At 64.1% G+C, this 20,154-nt stretch carries 21 protein-coding genes; 2 read left to right on the forward strand and 19 right to left on the reverse strand.

The window, feature by feature from the left end; all coding sequences use genetic code 11:
- Positions 1 to 51 precede the first annotated feature (51 nt).
- The 18 genes from era to BBA01S_RS15830 all read right to left on the reverse strand — a co-directional run bounded on the left by era (position 52) and on the right by BBA01S_RS15830 (position 17,295).
- Positions 52 to 957 (reverse strand): GTPase Era, encoded by a 906-nt coding sequence (gene era / locus BBA01S_RS15745; RefSeq protein ID WP_027817297.1) that lies wholly within the window; start codon positions 955 to 957, stop codon positions 52 to 54.
- Between the two features lie 66 nt (positions 958 to 1,023).
- Positions 1,024 to 2,148, reverse strand: coding sequence for a ribonuclease III (gene rnc, locus BBA01S_RS41435; RefSeq protein ID WP_084162198.1), 1,125 nt, complete (start codon positions 2,146 to 2,148; stop codon positions 1,024 to 1,026).
- 166 nt (positions 2,149 to 2,314) lie between these two features.
- Positions 2,315 to 3,211 (reverse strand): signal peptidase I, encoded by an 897-nt coding sequence (gene lepB, locus BBA01S_RS15755; protein WP_027817298.1) that lies wholly within the window; start codon positions 3,209 to 3,211, stop codon positions 2,315 to 2,317.
- A gap of 21 nt (positions 3,212 to 3,232) precedes the next feature.
- Entirely contained in the window at positions 3,233 to 5,026 is a 1,794-nt protein-coding gene (lepA, locus tag BBA01S_RS15760; RefSeq protein ID WP_027817299.1) for a translation elongation factor 4, read from the reverse strand.
- A gap of 186 nt (positions 5,027 to 5,212) precedes the next feature.
- The gene (locus BBA01S_RS41440; protein WP_042297394.1) at positions 5,213 to 5,539 is read right to left on the reverse strand and encodes a glutaredoxin family protein; all 327 of its coding nucleotides are present in this window, start codon (positions 5,537 to 5,539) and stop codon (positions 5,213 to 5,215) included.
- Between the two features lie 84 nt (positions 5,540 to 5,623).
- Entirely contained in the window at positions 5,624 to 7,159 is a 1,536-nt protein-coding gene (locus BBA01S_RS15770) for a DegQ family serine endoprotease (protein WP_027817300.1), read from the reverse strand.
- Between the two features lie 20 nt (positions 7,160 to 7,179).
- Positions 7,180 to 8,250 (reverse strand): MucB/RseB C-terminal domain-containing protein, encoded by a 1,071-nt coding sequence (locus BBA01S_RS15775; RefSeq protein ID WP_027817301.1) that lies wholly within the window; start codon positions 8,248 to 8,250, stop codon positions 7,180 to 7,182.
- A 5-nt stretch (positions 8,251 to 8,255) separates the two neighbouring features.
- Positions 8,256 to 8,930: a sigma-E factor negative regulatory protein gene (locus BBA01S_RS15780; protein WP_027817302.1), complete on the reverse strand. Its 675-nt coding sequence runs from the start codon at positions 8,928 to 8,930 to the stop codon at positions 8,256 to 8,258.
- Between the two features lie 84 nt (positions 8,931 to 9,014).
- A complete protein-coding gene (rpoE, locus tag BBA01S_RS15785) occupies positions 9,015 to 9,614 on the reverse strand; it encodes an RNA polymerase sigma factor RpoE (RefSeq protein WP_027817303.1) in 600 nt (199 codons plus the stop codon).
- A gap of 213 nt (positions 9,615 to 9,827) precedes the next feature.
- Entirely contained in the window at positions 9,828 to 10,340 is a 513-nt protein-coding gene (locus BBA01S_RS15790) for a protein YgfX (protein ID WP_052391764.1), read from the reverse strand.
- An 18-nt stretch (positions 10,341 to 10,358) separates the two neighbouring features.
- Positions 10,359 to 11,600: a beta-ketoacyl-ACP synthase II gene (gene fabF / locus BBA01S_RS15795; protein ID WP_027817305.1), complete on the reverse strand. Its 1,242-nt coding sequence runs from the start codon at positions 11,598 to 11,600 to the stop codon at positions 10,359 to 10,361.
- 195 nt (positions 11,601 to 11,795) lie between these two features.
- A complete protein-coding gene (acpP, locus tag BBA01S_RS15800; RefSeq protein WP_014897657.1) occupies positions 11,796 to 12,035 on the reverse strand; it encodes an acyl carrier protein in 240 nt (79 codons plus the stop codon).
- Positions 12,036 to 12,204: 169 nt separating this feature from the next.
- The gene (gene fabG, locus BBA01S_RS15805) at positions 12,205 to 12,954 is read right to left on the reverse strand and encodes a 3-oxoacyl-ACP reductase FabG (protein ID WP_027817306.1); all 750 of its coding nucleotides are present in this window, start codon (positions 12,952 to 12,954) and stop codon (positions 12,205 to 12,207) included.
- A gap of 29 nt (positions 12,955 to 12,983) precedes the next feature.
- On the reverse strand, positions 12,984 to 13,922 hold the full coding sequence (gene fabD / locus BBA01S_RS15810) for an ACP S-malonyltransferase (RefSeq protein WP_027817307.1): 939 nt from the start codon (positions 13,920 to 13,922) through the stop codon (positions 12,984 to 12,986).
- 136 nt (positions 13,923 to 14,058) lie between these two features.
- The gene (locus tag BBA01S_RS15815; protein WP_027817308.1) at positions 14,059 to 15,048 is read right to left on the reverse strand and encodes a beta-ketoacyl-ACP synthase III; all 990 of its coding nucleotides are present in this window, start codon (positions 15,046 to 15,048) and stop codon (positions 14,059 to 14,061) included.
- Positions 15,048 to 16,202 (reverse strand): phosphate acyltransferase PlsX, encoded by a 1,155-nt coding sequence (plsX, locus tag BBA01S_RS15820; RefSeq protein ID WP_027817309.1) that lies wholly within the window; start codon positions 16,200 to 16,202, stop codon positions 15,048 to 15,050. The genes BBA01S_RS15815 and plsX overlap by 1 nt, the downstream gene beginning before the upstream one ends.
- A gap of 154 nt (positions 16,203 to 16,356) precedes the next feature.
- On the reverse strand, positions 16,357 to 16,536 hold the full coding sequence (gene rpmF, locus BBA01S_RS15825; RefSeq protein ID WP_018441573.1) for a 50S ribosomal protein L32: 180 nt from the start codon (positions 16,534 to 16,536) through the stop codon (positions 16,357 to 16,359).
- Positions 16,537 to 16,677: 141 nt separating this feature from the next.
- Positions 16,678 to 17,295, reverse strand: coding sequence for a DUF177 domain-containing protein (locus BBA01S_RS15830; RefSeq protein ID WP_027817310.1), 618 nt, complete (start codon positions 17,293 to 17,295; stop codon positions 16,678 to 16,680).
- A gap of 377 nt (positions 17,296 to 17,672) precedes the next feature.
- On the opposite strand from BBA01S_RS15830, the gene BBA01S_RS15835 reads away from it, so the two are divergent.
- Both BBA01S_RS15835 and BBA01S_RS15840 read left to right on the forward strand, forming a co-directional pair.
- Positions 17,673 to 18,320 carry a Maf-like protein gene (locus BBA01S_RS15835; RefSeq protein ID WP_042297316.1) on the forward strand — a complete coding sequence of 216 codons (648 nt, stop codon included), beginning with the start codon at positions 17,673 to 17,675 and terminating at the stop codon, positions 18,318 to 18,320.
- Entirely contained in the window at positions 18,317 to 19,039 is a 723-nt protein-coding gene (locus tag BBA01S_RS15840; protein WP_027817312.1) for an SAM-dependent methyltransferase, read from the forward strand. The genes BBA01S_RS15835 and BBA01S_RS15840 overlap by 4 nt, the downstream gene beginning before the upstream one ends.
- A gap of 92 nt (positions 19,040 to 19,131) precedes the next feature.
- Here the strand turns inward: BBA01S_RS15840 and BBA01S_RS15845 are convergent, their stop codons facing one another.
- Positions 19,132 to 20,139: a S49 family peptidase gene (locus tag BBA01S_RS15845; protein ID WP_027817313.1), complete on the reverse strand. Its 1,008-nt coding sequence runs from the start codon at positions 20,137 to 20,139 to the stop codon at positions 19,132 to 19,134.
- Between the last annotated feature and the right edge of the window lie 15 nt (positions 20,140 to 20,154).

Consider the following 20,154-nt stretch of genomic DNA (forward strand, 5'->3'; position numbering starts at 1 on the left):
CACCTTGAGATTGCTGTCGCTGGGTTGCGTCCAGGGTTGCGGGGCTACGCGTTACTCGTAGCCGTAGGCGCGCAGGCCTGCGTCGTTGTCGGCCCAGCCGCTCTTCACCTTCACGAAGGTTTCGAGATACACCGGGCCGTCGAACAGCTTCTCCATGTCGAGACGCGCTTCGGTGCTGATCTGCTTGAGCTTGCTGCCCTTCTGGCCGATCACCATGGCCTTCTGCGTATCGCGCTCGACCAGGATCGTCGCGAAGATCCGGCGTAGACGGCCGTCCTGCTCGAACTTGTCGATGATGACCGTGCTCGTGTACGGCAGCTCGTCGCCAGTCCAGCGGAAGACTTTTTCACGCAGGATTTCGGCGGCCAGGAAGCGCTCGCTGCGATCGGTCAGGTCGTCTTCGCCGTAGATCGGCTCGCCTTCGGGCAGATACGGCTTGAGCGTCGCGAGCAGGCGCTTGATGTCGTCCGTGTTTTTCGCCGAGAGCGGCACGATCTCGCGGAACTCGCGCAGTTTCTGCACGCCTTCGATAAACGGATACAGCGTGGCCTTGTCCTTTACGCAATCGATTTTGTTGGCAATCAGGATCGTGGGCGCGTCCGCCGGGATCAGGTCGAGCACGCGCTGATCATCCGGGCCGAACTTGCCCGCTTCGATCACGAACAGCACGGCATCGACGGAACTCAGCGTCGACGTCACGGCGCGGTTCAGCGAACGATTGAGCGCCGTGCTGTGGCGCGTCTGGAAGCCCGGCGTATCGACAAAAATGTACTGCGCGTCGTCGGTCGTATTGATACCGGTGATGCGGTGGCGCGTCGTCTGCGCCTTGCGCGAGGTAATGCTGATCTTCTGGCCGACGAGCGCGTTCATCAGCGTGGATTTGCCGACGTTCGGCCGGCCGACGATCGCGACCATGCCGCAGCGGAAGCCGGCAGGAGTGGTGGTAGGTGCGTTCATGATCGGACCAGGGAAATGAGCGGGGAAAATTAGCGGGGCGCGCGTCGATCGCGCGCCCGGGTGGAATCAGTGGCCGGCGTCGGCCGCGCGCACGGGCACGGCCGCGCCGATGTCGGCGCTGGCTTCGGCGGAGCCGGACGGCGTCTTGTCGTCCGGAGCGCCGTGTTGCGTCTCACGGGTGCGCGAAACACGCGGTGCGATCGAAGTGGCCGAGGGCACGGCGTCGAAGCGGTCGGCTTTTTCAGCGACTTTCTCGACGCCCTTTTCTGCACCCTTCTCTGCGCCTTTGTCCTGCACATGCGCCGCGCGGATCACGGCGAGCGGCGCGGCCTCTGCGCCCGCTGCCGCAGCCGCGGCAGCGGCCCCCGCAACGGTCGTCGGACGCTCACCGCGCCCGCGGCGCTCCGGCGCCCGCAGGTCGAGCGCGCCTTGCACGCCCGTCACGCCCGGCACGACTTCGAGTTCGGCTTTCGGTGCACGCGCGCCCTTCGAGCGGCGCGGCTTGGCCACCAGCGCGGGCGCGGCCGCCATTACCTCGTCGAGCGCCTTCTTCGCGGCGGCCTGCTCGGCTGCGCGACGGCTCGCGCCCGAACCCGAGACCTTCACGTCGAGCTTGGGCACCGTGCATTCGACTTCGAACTGTTGATTGTGCGCCGCACCATGCGTCGCCACGACCGTATAGGTGGGCAATGCGATCTTGTGGCCTTGCAGGTATTCCTGCAGCAGCGTCTTGGAATCCTTGCCGAGCGTGCGCGGGTCGATGTGATCGAGGATCGGCACGTAAAGGCGCTTGATGACAGTCTGCGCAGCGTCGAAGCCGCCATCGAGGAAGATCGCGCCGAAGATGGCTTCGAGCGCATCCGCGAGGATCGACGGACGGCGGAAGCCGCCGCTGCGCAGTTCGCCCTCGCCCAGACGCAGGCCATCGGCAATATTCAGGGCCTGAGCAATCTCATACAGCGACTGCTGCTTGACCAGGTTCGCGCGCACGCGCGACAGGTCGCCTTCGTCCAGCTTGCCAAAACGTTGGAACAATAGGGCCGCCACCGCGCAATTCAGAACCGAATCACCGAGGAATTCGAGGCGTTCGTTATGCGTGGCACTGTGACTGCGGTGGGTGAGAGCCTGGCGCAACAATTCCGCATTGCGAAATTCATAGCGCAGCCGGCTTTCCAACGGAGATTGGGGCATGGGGAGAGTATAACGCGCCCGCCGCCCCCGGCGAAAACGCGGGGCGGCGGGCGTAAAACCGTGATGAAGCGGCGTTGCCGCGGGTTCTTCAAGTAGCGCGCGAAGATGCGTGGCGCGTATCGATCGATGTGTTGATCAATCGGGACGCGCCGTTGCGCACGCCGCGTTACTCGAACGAACCGATGCGCTTCAGGCTGCTGAAGTTCATCCAGATGAAGAACGCGCGGCCGACGATATTCGCGTCGGGCACGAAGCCCCAGTAGCGGCTGTCCGCGCTGTTGTCGCGGTTGTCGCCCATCATGAAGTAATGACCCGGCGGCACCTTGCAGATCTCGCCGCGCGCGTTGTACTGGCAGTTGTCGCGATACGGATAATCGTCCGCGCCGACGACGAACGGCGGCACAGCGGGGTTGTTCAGGATGTTGTTCTTGCGGCCGTTGCCGAGGTCTTCGGTGAACTGCTTCGCGTAACCGATGCGCTCTTCGTCGAAGTAATCGGCTTGCGGCGTTTCAGGCACCGGCTTGCCGTTGATCGTGAGCTGCTTGTCCTGGTACGCAACGACATCGCCCGGCAGGCCGATCACACGCTTGATGTAATCGACCGACTCGTCCTTCGGATAGCGGAACACCACCACGTCGCCACGTTCGAGCGGACGGCCCGAGGTGACTTTCGTATTGGTGATCGGCAGGCGGATGCCGTAGTCGAACTTGTTCACGAGGATGAAGTCGCCCACCAGCAGCGTCGGCACCATCGAGCCCGAAGGAATCTTGAACGGCTCCACGACGAACGAACGCACGAGGAACACGACCAGGATGACCGGGAAGAAACTTGCCGTGTACTCGAGCCACCACGGCTGGCGCAGCTTTTCGTTACGCAGGTTCTGACGCGTGACGCTTGCGTTCTCGTCGGCGAAACGCTCGCCAACGCGTTGCTGTTGCCGGTCGAACTCGGCAACGGCTGCATCGGCGGCGAGGCGCCGGCGCGGCACGAAAACCAGCTTGTCTGCAACCCACGCGATGCCCGTCAAGATGACGAGCACAAAAAGGATCAGCGCAAAATTCATGTAGTGGTCCGTTGTTCGGGCTTATTTGTCTTCGACGCGCAGGATCGCGAGGAAGGCTTCCTGCGGAATTTCCACGGAGCCAACCTGCTTCATCCGTTTCTTGCCTTCCTTCTGCTTCTCGAGGAGCTTCTTCTTACGCGAGATGTCGCCGCCATAACACTTGGCCAGCACGTTCTTGCGCAGCGCCTTGATGTTCTCACGCGCGATGATATGCGCGCCGATCGCGGCCTGAATCGCCACGTCGTACATCTGGCGCGGAATGATCTCACGCATCTTCGCCGCCACTTCGCGGCCGCGATACTGCGACTGCGAACGGTGCACGATGATGGACAGCGCATCGACCTTCTCGCTGTTGATCAGCATGTCGACCTTCACGACGTCCGCGTTGCGATATTCCTTGAACTCGTAGTCCATCGACGCATAGCCGCGCGACACCGACTTCAGGCGATCGAAGAAGTCGAGCACGATTTCCGCCATCGGGATTTCGTACGTGAGCTGCACCTGACGGCCGTGGTACTGCATGTTGATCTGGCTGCCGCGCTTCTGCGTACAGAGCGTGATCACCGAACCCACATAGTCCTGCGGCATGTACAGGTTCACGGTCACGATCGGCTCGCGGATCTCGGCGATCCTCGAAGGCTCCGGCATTTTCGCCGGGTTCTCGACCTTGATCAGCGTGCCGTCGCCCTGCACGACTTCGTACACCACGGTCGGAGCCGTGGTGATGAGATCCATGTCGAACTCGCGCTCCAGACGCTCCTGCACGATTTCCATGTGCAGCAGGCCCAGGAAGCCGCAGCGGAAGCCGAAGCCCAGCGCCTGCGAGACTTCCGGTTCGTATTGCAGCGACGCGTCGTTGAGCTTGAGCTTTTCGAGCGATTCGCGCAGTGCGTCGTACTGGTTCGCTTCGACCGGATACAGACCCGCGAACACCTGCGGCTTCACTTCCTTGAAGCCCGGCAGCGGTTCCGGCGCGGGACGGTTCACGAGCGTGACGGTATCGCCCACCTTGGTGGCGGCGAGTTCCTTGATGCCCGCGATGATGAAGCCCACCTGCCCCGCCGACAGCGAATCCAGGTTGCGCGACTTCGGCGCGAACACGCCGACGTGCTCGACCGGATACTGTGCGCCCGTGGCCATCAGCTTGATCTTGTCCTTCGGACGCAGCGTGCCGTTGACGATACGCACGAGCATGACCACGCCGACGTAGTTGTCGAACCACGAGTCGATGATCAGCGCCTGCAACGGCGCGTCCGGATCGCCCTTGGGCGGCGGCACATTGGCGATGATCGATTCGAGCACGTCGTCCACGCCGAGGCCGGTCTTCGCGCTGCAGCGCGTGGCGTCGGTCGCGTCGATGCCGATCACGTCCTCGATTTCCTCGATGGCGTTTTCGGGATTGGCGGCGGGCAGGTCGATCTTGTTGAGAACCGGCACCACTTCGACGCCGAGTTCGATCGCCGTGTAGCAGTTCGCCACGGTCTGCGCTTCCACGCCCTGACTGGCGTCGACGACGAGCAGCGCGCCTTCGCACGCCGACAGCGAGCGGCTGACTTCGTAGGAGAAGTCGACGTGGCCCGGCGTGTCGATCAGGTTCAGGTTGTAGACCTTGCCGTCACGTGCCTTGTACGTGAGGGCCGCGGTCTGCGCCTTGATCGTGATGCCGCGCTCGCGCTCGAGATCCATCGAGTCGAGCACCTGCGCTTCCATTTCGCGGTCGGACAAGCCACCGCACAGCTGGATGATGCGATCGGCGAGCGTCGACTTGCCATGGTCGATGTGCGCAATGATCGAGAAGTTACGAATATGATCCATTCAGTACCGATCAAGCGAAAAAGGCGCGCCCCAACGACAAGCTGGGCACGCCTCGTAAACAGATGAAAAACCGAACTATTTTAGCCGAAAAGGGGTGTCAAGGGCTAACCCTGCTGTGAACTCACGCAGGTGTTGTGCCAGGGACGCCCCCTTGCTGCCGGACCGACGAGGGATTGAAAGCCTTCGTCAGGTTCCGCTCGGCGGCTTTTTCGGTACGTAAGGTGCTTCCGCGCTCAGGCCCAGCGTGGCGCGCACGCGCGCCTCGTCAAGCCGGTAGCGGCAGAGTTCGATGCCGTCGCACACCAGCACCGGCACGAGTTCGTCGTACCGCGCGACGAGTTCAGGGTCGGAATCGACATCGATCACGTCGAGACGCGCGCCCGCGGCCACTGCCAGCGGTTCAAGCGCTTCGCGCATGTCTTCGCACAGATGGCACCACGCCCGGCCGTACAGAACCAGATGCGCGCTCGCGCGCGCCACCGCGCGAGGCTGAGTGCCGGTCGACGTACGCATCGGCGTGTTGGGCATGGTGCTGACTCGCTTTTTTGCTAATGCTTGTGGCTGCTTGCGGCTGCTCGCGGCTTCTACTTGCTGCGGTTACTTCTGCGCCGGCCCGCGCGGGCGGATCGGCACGAACTGCGTATTGTCGCCACGACGCACGAGAATCGCCACCATCTTTTGCGGATCCAGATGCGAACTCACGTCCTGGAACTGCTTCGCATTGGCGATATCGGTGTCGCCCACGCGCAGGATGATGTCGCCCTTTTGCAGGCCGGCACGCGCCGCAGGGCCGTCCACCGAATCGACCACCACGCCGCCCTTGATCTTGAGCTGGGCCAGCTGATCGGCCGGAATGTCCGTCACCGACAGGCCCAGCGCATTCGCCGCACGCGGCTTCGGCTCCGGCGCCTTCTTCGGGTCGGCCTTCGCGCCCTTGTCCGCCTGCATCTCCGCAATCGTGATCGGCAGGTCGCGCGTCTGGCCCTTGCGCCAGACCGTCACGGTCGCCTTGGTGCCCGGCTTGGTGTCGCCCACCATGCGCGGCAAATCGGTCGCGGTATCCACGGACTGGCCGTTGAACTTCAGGATGATATCGCCCGGCTGGATGCCCGCCTTTTCCGCGGGGCCGCCCGGCTCGACGCTCGATACCAGCGCGCCCTGCGCCTTGGGCAGACCGAGCGAATCGGCCACGTCCTTCGTGACTTCGCCAATCGCCACGGCGATGCGGCCGCGCGTGACCTTGCCGGTCGTCTTGAGCTGATCCGCCACGCGCATCGCCTCGTCGATCGGAATGGCGAACGAGATGCCCATGAAGCCGCCCGTGCGGCTATAGATCTGCGAGTTGATGCCGATGACCTCGCCCTGCATGTTGATGAGCGGGCCGCCTGAGTTGCCGGGGTTCACGGCCACGTCGGTCTGGATGAACGGCAGATAGTCGCCCGTGTCGCGGCCCTTGGCGCTCACGATGCCCGCGGTCACGGTGTTCTCAAGGCCGAACGGCGAACCGATCGCCACGACCCACTCGCCCACGCGCACCTTGTTCGAATCGCCGACGTTCACAGCCGGCAGATTGTTCGCCTGGATCTTGACCACGGCCACGTCGGTGCGATCGTCAACGCCGATCAGCTTGGCCTTGAATTCGCGCTTGTCGGTGAGCGTGACGTAGATGCTGTCCGCGTCGTCCACGACGTGCGCGTTGGTCATGACGTAGCCGTCGCTCGTCATGATGAAGCCAGAACCAACGCCGCTGTTCTGTTCGCTGTCGCTACCGCTGTCGGGGCCCGAATCCTGACCGCCCTGGCCACCCTGACCGCCCTGCCCGCCGCGCGGCGTTTGCCCGCGGCCTTGCGGCGCCTGGCCCTGAGGGCCCTGCGGCAGCGGAATGCCGAAAAAGCGACGGAAGAATTCCGACATGTCGCCGTTGTCCATTCCCGGCGGCAGGCTCCCGCTCTGCGACAGCGACACGCGCGTGGTGGTGCGGATATTGACCACCGACGGGCCCACCTTGTCCACAAGGTCGGTGAAGTCCGGCAAATTGGCGGCAGGCGCGGCCGATGCCACGTGCGGGGCGAACGGCAGGCACACCGCCACCACCGCGGCAGCGAAGAATTTGCGCAGCGGGAGGATCGTCATATCGTATTCGGCCGAAGGAGTTACTTGGGAGCCTTGTATTCTATGGCAGACGCGAATTGCTGCAACGTGGCCTGGGGCACTTCGCCGAGCAAAGTGATCCAGTAATCGCCGCTGCGCTTCACCAGCACGTGCGTCGCGCCGTTGCTGCCCGCGCCTTCCTTGCGGCTGTTGTGCTCGACCGGCTCGACGAACACCGACACGGCGGACAGGCCATCCGAGAACACCGCCTGATCGACCGGGATCGGCGGTTCGCTCGCGTCGCGCGCGGCCATCGGGCGGCGCAGCTCGCGGATCTTGACGAAGCCCGGCACGGTCTGCGCGAAAGTCCAGCCCTGTGCTTCCATATCGACGCTTTGCAGCGGCGGGCGCACCACCGTCCAGCCAGCGGTATTGCGCATGCCGGCCGCGATCGGCGCCTTGTCCACCGGCACGCCAATGTTCACCTGCGTAAACGACAGCTGCTGGAGCACCTGGCCGTTCGACGGATCGAGCGTCTGCGAGCGCAGCAGCAGGCCCGTCTTCGCGTCCGCCCACAGCTTGTAGGCGAAGCGGTAAGCGTCCTTGGGATCGAGTTCGATGACCTGACTGTCGATGCCGGCGACACGGTCAGTGCCGAGCATCTTCGGGTCGTAGACGGACAGCACCTGGTCGCCGCTCGTGGCGAGCAGCGCCGGGAAGGCGTCCTTGTTCTGGCGCTTTTCGACGACGCAGAGCTTGCGCTCCGGCACGAAGGTGTAGAGATCGTCGTTATGGCGCAACATCTTGCGCGGCTTGCCGTCGAGGCTTTCGAGCTGCTCGAACTCGCCGTCGCCCTTGGTCGCGTAATGCGTGATGCGCGACGACTGCACGAAGTTGCCGCGCTGATAGACAAAGGTGCCGATGTAGTTTTGCTGCTGGGCGGCCTGCTGGATGCGGTCGAGCCACTGCGAGGCGCTCTGGCGCGTGGCCGGATCCGTCACGGAAGCCGCCGACGCGCCTTGTGCGTGCGCACGCGTGGCGGCAGACAGAGCGGTGAACATCACGGCTGCGCAGCACAGGAATGCCGGCAACCGCCCCCAGAATGTATTGTTATTCAACCGCAATGTCTGCATCAGACTCACTGGCCTTGCGTGGTAAGGGCGGCAGATCGGATCAGCGGCATGGAATCCGACATGACCGGCTGCTGTGCGAACTGCTGATGTGCTTCGAGATACGCGTCCAGACGCGCGTCACGGATGATATTGCCGTCCTGAACCGCCGCGGCCGTCTGCACGGGCACGGTGTTCATGGCCACGCGCTGGACATTGTCGCCCGCCGGTTGCAGCGCCGCGATCTGCGAGCCGCCGGCCATGCCGACGCCGCGCATTTGCGGCACGACGATCCACGTCAACGTGGCGGCCGCAGCGGCCACCGCCAGCGACGGCACCACACGACGACGCAGCGACAGGATACGCGCGACGCGGCCGTTGTGCGTGCTCGCGACGGTGTCCGCTGCCACGGCGGCAGGCGCCAGCACGTGCGGCTCCGCCTCGAAGCGCGCGGCGAACCCCGCCATGAACGACTGGCTCGCGGCCGGGCTCATCGCCAGGTCGTCCGAGCGCAGCGCGTCGCCGATCAGGTGATACGCCGACCAGACCTTGCGGTCTTCGTCGTCGAGTCCAGAAAAAATAGCGTTCAGATGCGCCTGCGTGTCCGCTTCCTTCGCGAATTCATTGGCGAATTCGCCGTCGACGAAGGCGGACAGACGCTCGCCGTGCGAGCTTGACACCGATTGCATCGAAACCGACCCCATGATGCTCCCCATTTCCTTACAGAGCCCCGCAGTGACACACTCACTTTAGTGACTTGCGTCCGTACCCGGCGCGAACGTGGCTTTTTACCAGCGCTTGCCTTCCGGTGTGTCCAGCAGCGGACGCAATTTTGCCGCAATGGCTTCGCGAGCGCGGAAAATTCGCGACCTGACGGTGCCGATAGGGCAGTTCATCATTTCCGCGATTTCCTCGTAGCTCAAACCTTCAATTTCCCGAAGAGTAATGGCGGTGCGCAGTTCTTCCGGTAGAACCGCCATGGCAGCGTTGACCGTCTGGGCGATCTGCTTGCTCATCAACATCGACTCGGGCGTGTTGATATCCCTTAGTTGATCGGCGTCCGAGAAAGTTTCAGCTTCTTCTGCATCTGCTTCGGTCGAAGTGGGGGCGCGTCTTCCCTGGGTCGCAAGGTAGTTCTTCGCCGTATTGACCGCAATCCGGTACAACCACGTATAGAAAGCGGATTCGCCACGGAACTGCGGCAGCGCCCGGTACGCCTTGATGAAGGCGTCCTGGGCCACGTCCTCGACCTCGGCGGGGTCCCGCACGAGGCGCGAGATCAGACGGATGATCTTGCGGTGGTACTTGGAGACCAGCAGTTCGAACGCGGCCTTGTCACCCTTTTGCACGCGCTCGACCAGCACCTGGTCAATTTCTTTTTCGCTCACCTGAAAAGTCCGTTAGCTCATGAAGTGGACGCGGGGCCTCATTGTAGCGTCACCGCCAGGGCACCACGTTACGCGCGTAACAGCGGTTACAGTCTTTACAGCACACCGCTGGAGGTGGAACTGGACTAAATGGGGACGCCCTGCCCAAGCGCAAGAGGCAAACAGAAACAGGAAGGAAAAAGCGCAGGAAATTCGCGTTGTTCGCTGCGCTTTTCAGCGCCCGGACGCGCTGCGCGCGGCCACCGCGAGCAGGCGGAACGACTCGGCATCGAGCGAATCGGCGGCAATGAGGATGCTGCAGCGGCGGCCGCCCGCCTCGACCACGAGCGAAAGCAAGGCCCCGCCCCACTGGGCTGCGCCAATCGGGCGCCCGTCTACGAGACAGCTTCCCGAGCGAGAAAACGCTGCGAGGCGATCGATCCCGATTTCGATGAAAGCCGGCTGCGTGCGGCGCCAGGCGGTGAAAGCGAGCCCGCCCGCCGCACCCAATGCGAGCGCGGGCGGCAACGCCCGCCACAAGCCGAGCCACTGCGCAAGCGTCGTATAGAACGCCAGCGAGGCAATCAAGATACCGGCAAGGAGCAGAGCCTGAAGCACCCAGGACGGGCGCAAGGCAATACGTGGCGGACGCGGCGCATGCATGCGCCGCGCAGCAGAAAGAGAGTCGCGGCCGGCCGGCGCAAGCTGCTGCGCCGGCACGGCCGCTGTGTCGCTCGAGGCGATCACGTCAGACTCGCTGGCGTCTTAAGCGTGACGCTTGAAGACGAGCGTGCCGTTCGTGCCACCAAAGCCGAACGAGTTTTTCAGCGCGACATCGATCTTCATGTCCCGCGCGGTGTTCGCGCAGTAGTCCAGGTCGCAAGCCGGATCCTGGTTGAAGATGTTGATGGTCGGCGGCGAGATCTGGTTGTGCACGGCGAGCACCGTGAACACCGACTCCAGACCGCCTGCGCCACCAAGCAAGTGACCCGTCATCGATTTCGTCGAGTTCACGACGATGTTCTTCGCGTGGTCGCCGAAGGCGCGCTTGATCGCCGTGGTTTCCGCCAGGTCGCCGAGCGGCGTGGAGGTGCCGTGGGCGCTCAGCCAGTTCACTTCGCTGGCATTGACGCCCGCGTTCTTCATCGCCGCCAGCATGCAACGGCGTGCGCCGTCGCCATCTTCCAGCGGTGCGGTCATGTGGTAAGCATCGCCGCTCATGCCGTAGCCGCCGATTTCAGCGTAGATCTTCGCGCCGCGCGCCTTCGCGTGTTCGTACTCTTCGAGCACCATCACGCCTGCGCCCTCACCCAGCACGAAACCGTCGCGATCCTTGTCCCACGGACGGCTCGCCGTTGCCGGATCGTCGTTGCGCTGCGACAGCGCACGCGCCGCCGCGAAACCGCCGATACCCAGCGGCGACACGGTCGATTCCGCACCGCCCGCGATCATCACATCGCAGTCGCCGTATTCGATCAGGCGCGACGCTTCGCCGATGCAATGCAGACCGGTCGTGCATGCCGTGACCATCGACAGGTTCGGGCCCTTCAGGCCGAACTTGATCGACAGGTGGCCGGAGATCATGTTGATGATCGACGCCGGCACGAAGAACGGCGAAATACGGCGCGGGCCGCGGTTGAGCAATTCGGTTTGCGTGACTTCGATCATCGGCAGGCCGCCGATGCCCGAGCCGACGTTCACGCCGATGCGCTCAGCGTTGGCCTCGGTGACTTCGAGGCCGCTGTCCTTGAGCGCCTGCATGCCTGCAGCAATGCCGAAATGGATGAACGTATCCATATGGCGCGCTTCTTTCGCGGGCATGTAGTCTTCGACGTTGAAGCCCTTGACCTCGCCGGCAAAGCGGGTCGAGAAGTTCGTCGCATCGAACTTGGTGATGTTGGCAATGCCCGACTTCCCGGCGACCAGATTGGCCCAGCCGTCGGCAACATTATTGCCAACAGGCGAAATCAGCCCCAGGCCTGTAACAACAACTCGACGGCGGCTCACGGTAACCCCTTTTCCATAGATGACAAAAACAAAAGCCACAGAGGCCACAGGAAATGCTCCTGTGAGCCCTGTGGCTAGTTGACCGGCAGATGCCCCGCAACGAGTGCGGCGGCCGTACGCGGTTTCACGGGCGAGCGTCCTCGCGGGCCAAAGACACGCATGGCGCGCGCCCGGCCCCGACAGGAAGAAGGCGGATTAGGCCTTGACGTTCGCGCGAGCGTAGTCGATCGCTTGCTGGACCGTCGTGATCTTCTCGGCTTCCTCATCCGGGATTTCCATGCCGAATTCGTCTTCGAGGGCCATCACCAGTTCGACGGTGTCGAGCGAGTCTGCGCCCAGATCGTTCACGAACGAAGCTTCGGTCTTGATTTCGGCTTCGGCGACGCCCAGTTGTTCGGCGACGATCTTCTTGACGCGCTGTTCGATGTTGTCCATTACCCCTCCAAGGGAAAAAAGTTAGCTCATGAATGCGAGTGCGCGCATTTTATCAGGTTTGACCTGGCAGAAAAGCAGTGCGCCCGCGGTTCCGGAACGGCTGCCCGCGCCCACGCCTAACGAATCATTTCGTCGGACGCTTCAAGGCGCGGATAGTACCTGAATCCGGTTAAGACATATACATGCCGCCGTTCACGTGCATCGTCGTGCCCGTGATATAGCCCGCCTGCGGCGAAGCCAGGAACGCCACCGCGTGAGCGATGTCTTCCGGGCTGCCCAGACGTCCCAGCGGAATCTGCTGCTTGAGCGCAGCCTGTTGCTCGGCCGGCAGATCCTTGGTCATGTCGGTGTCGATGAAGCCCGGCGCCACGCAGTTCACCGTGATGCCGCGGCTGCCGATCTCGCGTGCGAGCGCGCGCGTCATGCCCGCGACGCCGGCCTTGGCCGCCGCGTAGTTGGCCTGACCCGGGTTGCCCGACGAGCCGACCACCGACGTGATGTTGATGATGCGGCCCGTGCGCGCCTTCATCATCGGGCGCAGCACCGCGCGCGAGAGACGGAACACCGACTTCAGGTTGGTGTCGATCACCGAATCCCACTCGTCGTCCTTCATGCGCATCGCCAGGTTGTCCTGCGTGATGCCCGCATTGTTGACGAGGATCGCCAGTGCGCCAAATTCCTTGACGGTGGCGTCGATGAGCGCTTCTGCCGCAGCTGCATCGTTGACGTTGAGAACCGCACCGCGGCCCTTCACGCCCGCTTCTTCGAACGCTGCCGTAATGGCCTGCGCGCCCGCTTCGCTGGTCGCCGTGCCGATCACCGTCGCGCCCTGGCGCGCCAGTTCGAGCGCGATCGCACGGCCGATGCCGCGCGAGGCGCCGGTCACGATCGCGGCTTGATTGTCGAGAGTCTTTTCCATCTTCGAATCCGTTGCGAGTTATGCGCGCATTACGCGCTCAGAAGGGCGAGCGCTTCTTCGAGCGACTTCGGATCGAGCACCGAGGCGCCGACCAGGTTGCCGTCGATACGCTTCGTGAGGCCTGCGAGCACCTTGCCCGGGCCGCACTCGATCACGTGCGTCGCGCCTTGCGCGGCGATCGCCTGCACGCACTCGACCCAGCGCACTGCGCCGGCGGCCTGACGCACGAGCGCGTCGCGGATCTTCGCCGGATCGGTTTCGAAAGCCACGTCCACGTTGTTGACGACCGGGATGACCGGCGCATTCAGCGTGACGCTGGCGAGGTAGTCGCGCAGCTGATCCGAAGCCGGCTTGAGCAGCGACGAGTGGAACGGCGCCGACACCGGCAGCGTCAGCGCACGCTTGGCGCCCTTCGCCTTGGCGACTTCGCAGGCCTTCTCGACCGAGGCCTTGTGGCCCGCGATCACGACTTGCGCCGGCGCGTTGAAGTTGACGGCTTCGACCACGCCGCCGCTTGCAGCCGCGGCTTCGGCGCAGACTGCGCGCACGGTGTCGTCGTCCAGGCCGAGCACGGCAGCCATGCCGCCCTCGCCGACCGGCACGGCGTTCTGCATGGCCTGGGCGCGGAAGCGCACGAGCGGCACTGCGTCGCGGAACGCGAGCACGCCGGCGGCGACGAGCGCCGTGTATTCGCCCAGGCTATGGCCCGCGACGATCGCGGGCGCCGGGCCGCCTGCCTGCTGCCACGCGCGATAAACGGCGTAAGCGGCGGTCAGCATGACCGGTTGCGTGTTGGTGGTGAGATTGAGCTCTTCGGCCGGGCCTTCGGCGATCAGCTTGCCGATGTCCTGGCCCAGCGCGTCGGACGCTTCCTGAACCGTCTCGCGCACGATGGCGTTATCGGCGAAGGCGTCGAGCATGCCGACGGCCTGCGAGCCCTGGCCCGGAAAAACGAATGCGAATTTCATGGCTTCCCCAAAATTCGGTCAAAACGGATGGGCGATGCGCTCGGATAAACCGCCGCGGGCCGCGCACGTCGTCGACTCGATCGTCGAGCGAGTGCGTGCGGCCTGCCGGGCGGGAGCGCGAAAGCCCGCTCGGAAATCAGTAGCGGATGACGGAGGCGCCCCAGGTGAAACCGCCGCCCACGCCTTCGATCAGCACGTTCTGGCCGCGCTTGATGCGGCCGTCGCGCACTGCAACGTCGAAAGCGAGCGGAATCGATGCCGCCGAGGTGTTGCCGTGTTCGCCCACCGTCACCACCATGCGCTCAGCCGGCAGGCCGAGCTTGCGGCAGGTGCCCTGCATGATGCGAATGTTGGCCTGGTGCGGAATCAGCCAGTCGATCTGGTCGGCCGTCAGTTGCGCCTTGTCGAGCGCCTCGATCGCGACCTTCTCCAGCACGTTCACGGCCAGCTTGAACACTGCCTGGCCGTCCATGTGCAGGAAGGCGTTGCCCGCGATCACGCCACCGTTCACGTTGCCCGGCGTGCACAGGATGTGCGCGTAGCTGCCGTCCGCGTGCAGGGCGCTCGCGAGCACGCCCGGTTCTTCCGAGGCTTGCATCACGATGGCGCCGGCGCCGTCGCCGAACAGCACGCAGGTCGTGCGGTCATTGAAATCGAGGATGCGCGAGAAGGTTTCCGCGCCCACCACCAGCGCCGTCTTGTGCTGGCCGCTGCGGATCAGGCTGTCGGCCACCGAAACGGCGTAGGCGAAGCCCGAGCACACGGCCTGCACGTCGAACGCCGCGCCGTGATTGCGGATACCGAGCTTGTTCTGCAACAGGCAGGCGGTGCTCGGAAACACGAAATCGGGCGTCGAGGTCGCGACGATGATCAGGTCGATGGACTGCGGATCGACGTCGGCAGCAGCGATGGCGCGCTGCGACGCGGCAAGCGCGAGATCGCTCGTGGTGACGTCCGGCGCCGCGAAATGGCGCGCGTGGATGCCCGTGCGGGCGACGATCCACTCGTCGCTCGTCTCGACGCCTTTAGCGGCGAGGCGCTCGGCCAGGTCCTGGTTGGTGACGCGCTCAGGCGGAAGGAAGCTGCCCGTGCCGAGCACGCGGGAATAGAGAGTCGGTTGAGCCATTATGCCTTCGAGGATGATGCCTTCGAGGTGGATGCCGCGGCGGGCGGGACGGGCTGGGCGGCGTCGGCCGCCGGGCCTGCTGCACTCGCGGCCGGGCTGTCGGGAGTCGACGCGGCAGCGCTCTGGCTGCCCTGCGCCTGTTCGAACGAACCGGCGTTGTCTTCCATGGCGCGGGCCAGTCGCTCCAGCACGCCATTTTTGACGGCATCATACCCGCGATTGATCGCACACTCAAACGCGTAGGCGTCAGCGGAGCCGTGGCTCTTGATGACGAGGCTCTTCAGGCCGAGCAGCGCCGCGCCGTTGTACTGGCGGTGATCGACGCGCTTCTTGAAGCGCATGAGCACCGGCAAGGCGGCAATCGCCATCAGCTTCGTGAACCACGAGCGGCCGAATTCTTCCTTGATCATGTCGTTGAGCATCTGTGCGAGGCCCTCCGACGTCTTGAGCGCGACATTGCCGACAAAGCCATCGCAGACGATCACGTCGACGCTGCCTTTGTAGATGTCGTTGCCTTCGACATTGCCGCGGAAATTCAGCGTGCTCGCGCGCAGCAGTTCGCCGGCGCGCTTGATGGTTTCGTTGCCCTTGATGACTTCTTCGCCGATGTTCAGGAGCCCGATGGTCGGGCGCTCCTTGCCTTCGAGCGCGGCGACGAGCGCGTGGCCCATCTCGGCGAACTGCAGCAGATGCTGCGGTTCGCAATCGACGTTCGCGCCAAGGTCGAGCATCGTCGTATAGCCGCGCGGATTGGGCAGCGCAAAGGCGATGGCCGGGCGTTCGATGCCGGGCAACGTCTTGAGGACGTAGCGGGAGACCGCCATCAGCGCGCCAGTGTTGCCAGCCGACACGCAGGCCTGGGCCTCGCCCTCTTTCACGCGATTGAGCGCGACGCGCATGGACGAGTCTTTCTTCTTGCGAAGAGCGACTTCGACCGGATCGTCCATTTCGACGACCTCGGTGGCGGGAACGACGGAAAGTGCGGGGAGGTCCTGCGCCTTGAGCTTCTTGAGCTGGGCGCGGATCGCCGTCTCGATGCCCACGAGCTGCAGATGCGCGTCGGGGTGGGAGCGGACGAAATGGACTGCGGCGGGCACCGTCACTGACGGGCCGTGGTCGCCTCCCATGCAATCTATCGTGAGCGTAACAGTCATGGAATGCGACGAATTTCAGGCACAAAAAAGCGGCAGTTGAATGCCGCCTTTTTTGCCGAGCCGAACAATAGTCAAGCGAACGGAATCGCCATGTGCGACGCTGCCAGATAGCTGCCGGGAGAACCCGGAGCCGGTGCGCCGCACGCTGGAACGATTAGTCGTTCTTGGTCTTGACGACCTTCTTGCCACGGTAGTAGCCGTTCGGGCTGATGTGGTGACGCAGATGCACTTCACCCGTGCTCGGCTCAACAGCCAGCGGCGCGCCCGTGAGGAAATCGTGCGAGCGGTGCATGCCGCGCTTCGACGGCGACTTCTTGTTTTGTTGAACTGCCATGATAACTCCTGAAAATTTTCCGAATTCTAACACAGCCCGATCCGGCCGCCGCCACCCTGGGGGATGGCCGGACTCCGGGCTCAGGCCCACGTATCTGAAACTGCTGCCCTGGCGGCCGCCCGATACGTCAGATATTGACGCTCAGTGCTTGCTGCCTGGGCCGTCCTTCTTGAGCGATTCGAGCGCCGCAAAAGGGTTGATGCGCTCTTCCGTCTCGATCTCCTGCTCCGGCACGTCGTCCACGGAGTCCACGCCTTCCGCGCCATCGGGACCCGAGGCGAGGCTTTCGTGAATTTCCGGACAGACTTCGTGCTTCGGCACGAGCGGCAAGGCGAGCAACAACTCCTCTTCGATCAAGTCGACGAGATCGAAATGGCGCGAGCCTACGATCACTTCGACTTCATCGTCGTCGAGCGGAAACTCGTCCGCCTCTTCTTCCGTCTGGACGATACGGAAGACCGCATCGGCATTGAAGGCCTGCTCATAGGGAGCGAGGCACCGCTGACACGTGAGCCAGGCACCGCCGTGAATCACGAGCCGCAGATACGGCTGCGGAGCATGGGTGCCGTCATCCTGCAATTCCGGCTGCGTGAAGCCTTCGGCCTGCCAGGTGAACGCGGTGTCGCGATCGGGCGCATCGGCCGGAACTTCATTCAATATGCGCGGCAGCTGTGCGATGCGAACCATGCCGGCGGCATCGCGAGCGCTACGCGCGAATTCAAAAATATCGATATCGCGTGGGTTGAGCTGTTCGGTCATGTGAGCTCTCCTGCTTCAGACATGCGACCTGCAAGCGATGCAAGTCGGTTGATATGAACGGCCCGAGTTGCTGCTTGATCCGGCTTATTCCCCACTGCATCGGTTACGCTGCGCGTTTGCGTCAAAGTCAACACTCGCCGTGCGCTAGCAGACGTGCGAGGTGAGCGTACCGATGAAAAGCCCAAAATCATATCGCCTTTATCTTTGTGAGTCAAACACTTAAGCTCCTGCCCAGTAGCGGCTTTGCGACCGGCTCCAGCCATACCGTTTTTTGACGGTATGCAGCGAAATCCGCCCCTGTTTTTGGCGCTTTCCCGCTACTGCGCCGGTCGTCACCCCTAAAGTGTTTCAGCCCAGATTCAGCTCAATTCCCGCTCATGCTGCCAGATTCTTCGCCTGCCGCAATCCCAATTCGCCCGGGCCAGCCCGCGCTGATCCTCGCGTCCAGCTCGCGCTACCGCCGCGAGCTGCTCGAACGCCTGCGCATTCCGTTCAGCACCGCCGTGCCCGCCATCGACGAAACGCCCCACTCGGGCGAAACACCCGAAGCCACGGCGCTGCGCCTCGCCGAGGAAAAAGCGCGCGCCGTCGCCGCCACCCTGCCCGCCGGTAGCGGCCGCACGCTGGTGATCGGCTCCGACCAGGTCGCCACCTTCGATGGCCGCCAGATCGGCAAGCCGGGCACGCACGAGCGCGCGCTCGAACAGCTTCAATCGATGCGCGGCCGCGAAGTGCTGTTCCATAGCGCCCTGAGCCTGCTCGACACGGCCAGTGGCCAGACGGATACCGTCGATATCGTGACGAAAGTGCGTTTTCGCGATCTGCCGGACGCGGCGCTCGATGCCTATCTGCGCGCCGAGGAGCCCTACGACTGCGCAGGCAGCGCCAAGTCCGAGGGCCTCGGCATCGCGCTGCTCGAAGCCATCGAATCCGATGACCCCACCGCCCTGATCGGCCTGCCGCTCATCGCGCTCACGCGCATGCTGCTGGCCGCGGGCTATCCGCTGCTGGAGGCGCAATCGTGAGCACGGGCACCCTGTACCTGATCCCCAATACGCTCGGCGACGGCGACGAAGCCGCGCTGGCCTACGTCCTGCCCGTGCCGGTGCGCGAGCGCGCGGGCACGCTGGCGAGCTACATCGGCGAGAACGCCAAGACCACGCGCGCGTTTCTCAAGCGCGTGGGCACCACGCGGCCGATCCAGGAAATCCAGATCAGCGAACTGAACGTCAACACGCCGCCCGGCGCGGTCGACAAACTGCTCGCCCCACTGCTGGCCGGCATCGACACGGGCCTGGTCTCTGAAGCGGGCGTCCCCGCCGTGGCCGACCCCGGCGCGCTGCTGGTGCGCCGCGCGCACGAGCGCGGCATCAAGGTCGTGCCGCTGGTCGGGCCCAGCTCGATCCTGCTCGCGCTGATGGCGTCGGGCCTGAACGGCCAGAGCTTCGCCTTCCACGGCTACCTGCCGGTCGACGCGAATGAGCGTGTCAAGAAGCTGCGCGAACTCGAACAAACCTCGCGCAAGGCAAAGCAGACGCAAATCTTTATCGAGACGCCGTACCGCAACAAGTCGATGCTCGACACCCTGCTCTCGACCTGCGCGCCTTCGACGCTCGTCTGCGTGGCCGCCGATCTCACGCTGCCGACCGAGACGATCCTGAGCCGCGCCGTGTCCGACTGGAAGAAGAAGCCCGCGCCGGATCTACACAAACGGCCCGCGATCTTCCTGCTGCTCGCAGTCTGACGGCCTGAGCAACCCGCCAAAGAAAAACGGCCGCTGCGCAGAACGCAGCGGCCGTTTTTTATCGGCACATCAGCGGAGCGTCATGCGACTTATCACCGCACCGACAGCTTCGCGCCCGAGATCAGCGAATGCATCGCGCCCGAGCCGACGCTCGCGCCGAATTTTTTCGCCACGCGGTCGGAAATGCTCTGCTTGACCGTGTAATCCACCACGTCCGGCGCCTTGATGACTTCGCGCGCGACGTAATCGGTGTCGCCGTAAGCGTCGGCGAGACCCAGCTCCACGCTCTTCTGACCCGTCCAGAAAAGACCCGAGAAGATATCGGGCGAATCCTTCAGACGCTGGCCACGCCCCGCCTTCACGGCATCGATGAACTGCTGGTGAATCTGGTCGAGCATTTCCTGCGCATGTGCGTCCATCTTCGGCGTATCGGGCGAGAACGGGTCGTAAAAGCCCTTGTTTTCGCCCGAAGTGCGCAGACGGCGCTCGACGCCGAGCTTGTCCATCAGGCCCGTAAAGCCGAAGCCATCCATCAGCACGCCGATCGAACCGACGATGCTGGCCTTGTTCACGTAGATCTTGTCGGCGGCAGCGGCGACGTAGTAGCCGCCCGACGCGCACATATCGCCCACCACCACGTAGAGCGGAATGGCCGGGTACTTGGCGCGCAGGCGGTGGATCTCGTCGTTGATGATGCCGGCCTGCACCGGCGAGCCGCCCGGGCTGTCGATGTGCAGGATCACGCCTGCGGTGCCGTCGTCGTCAAAGGCGCTGTCGAGCGCGCTATTGATGTCTTCGGCGTTGGCGGGCGTATCCGACGAAATCTCCCCGTCCAGCGACACCAGCGCCGTGTGGCGGCCGCCGCCTTCGACGCGCGCCCCCGAAAAGTCGAGCACCGTCCACGCGATCAGCACCAGCACGGCAAGGAACGCGAAGCGAAAGAAGATCTTCCAGCGCCGCGCCGCACGCTGCTCGTGGATGGCGGCCATGGCGATGCGCTCGAGCGCTTCGCGCTCCCAGCCGCCATTGCCGGCTTCCACCTTGCCCGAATGCATGGGGCGCGGCGGCTCGTTTGAATCGGGGGTCGGTTTATCTGACATGCGTAGGTGTTTGAA

The organism is Paraburkholderia bannensis NBRC 103871, assembly GCF_000685015.1.
Classification (GTDB): domain Bacteria; phylum Pseudomonadota; class Gammaproteobacteria; order Burkholderiales; family Burkholderiaceae; genus Paraburkholderia; species Paraburkholderia bannensis.

What these genes read in the sequence shown, in the direction of transcription:
- era (WP_027817297.1), bottom strand. Translation starts at nt 957, where the DNA reads ATGAACGCACCTACCACCACTCCTGCCGGCTTCCGCTGCGGCATGGTC.
- rnc (WP_084162198.1), bottom strand. Translation starts at nt 2,148, where the DNA reads ATGCCCCAATCTCCGTTGGAAAGCCGGCTGCGCTATGAATTTCGCAAT.
- lepB (WP_027817298.1), bottom strand. Translation starts at nt 3,211, where the DNA reads ATGAATTTTGCGCTGATCCTTTTTGTGCTCGTCATCTTGACGGGCATC.
- lepA (WP_027817299.1), bottom strand. Translation starts at nt 5,026, where the DNA reads ATGGATCATATTCGTAACTTCTCGATCATTGCGCACATCGACCATGGC.
- BBA01S_RS41440 (WP_042297394.1), bottom strand. Translation starts at nt 5,539, where the DNA reads ATGCGTACGTCGACCGGCACTCAGCCTCGCGCGGTGGCGCGCGCGAGC.
- BBA01S_RS15770 (WP_027817300.1), bottom strand. Translation starts at nt 7,159, where the DNA reads ATGACGATCCTCCCGCTGCGCAAATTCTTCGCTGCCGCGGTGGTGGCG.
- BBA01S_RS15775 (WP_027817301.1), bottom strand. Translation starts at nt 8,250, where the DNA reads ATGCAGACATTGCGGTTGAATAACAATACATTCTGGGGGCGGTTGCCG.
- BBA01S_RS15780 (WP_027817302.1), bottom strand. Translation starts at nt 8,930, where the DNA reads ATGGGGTCGGTTTCGATGCAATCGGTGTCAAGCTCGCACGGCGAGCGT.
- acpP (WP_014897657.1), bottom strand. Translation starts at nt 12,035, where the DNA reads ATGGACAACATCGAACAGCGCGTCAAGAAGATCGTCGCCGAACAACTG.
- fabG (WP_027817306.1), bottom strand. Translation starts at nt 12,954, where the DNA reads ATGGAAAAGACTCTCGACAATCAAGCCGCGATCGTGACCGGCGCCTCG.
- fabD (WP_027817307.1), bottom strand. Translation starts at nt 13,922, where the DNA reads ATGAAATTCGCATTCGTTTTTCCGGGCCAGGGCTCGCAGGCCGTCGGC.
- BBA01S_RS15815 (WP_027817308.1), bottom strand. Translation starts at nt 15,048, where the DNA reads ATGGCTCAACCGACTCTCTATTCCCGCGTGCTCGGCACGGGCAGCTTC.
- plsX (WP_027817309.1), bottom strand. Translation starts at nt 16,202, where the DNA reads ATGACTGTTACGCTCACGATAGATTGCATGGGAGGCGACCACGGCCCG.
- rpmF (WP_018441573.1), bottom strand. Translation starts at nt 16,536, where the DNA reads ATGGCAGTTCAACAAAACAAGAAGTCGCCGTCGAAGCGCGGCATGCAC.
- BBA01S_RS15830 (WP_027817310.1), bottom strand. Translation starts at nt 17,295, where the DNA reads ATGACCGAACAGCTCAACCCACGCGATATCGATATTTTTGAATTCGCG.
- BBA01S_RS15835 (WP_042297316.1), top strand. Translation starts at nt 17,673, where the DNA reads ATGCTGCCAGATTCTTCGCCTGCCGCAATCCCAATTCGCCCGGGCCAG.
- BBA01S_RS15845 (WP_027817313.1), bottom strand. Translation starts at nt 20,139, where the DNA reads ATGTCAGATAAACCGACCCCCGATTCAAACGAGCCGCCGCGCCCCATG.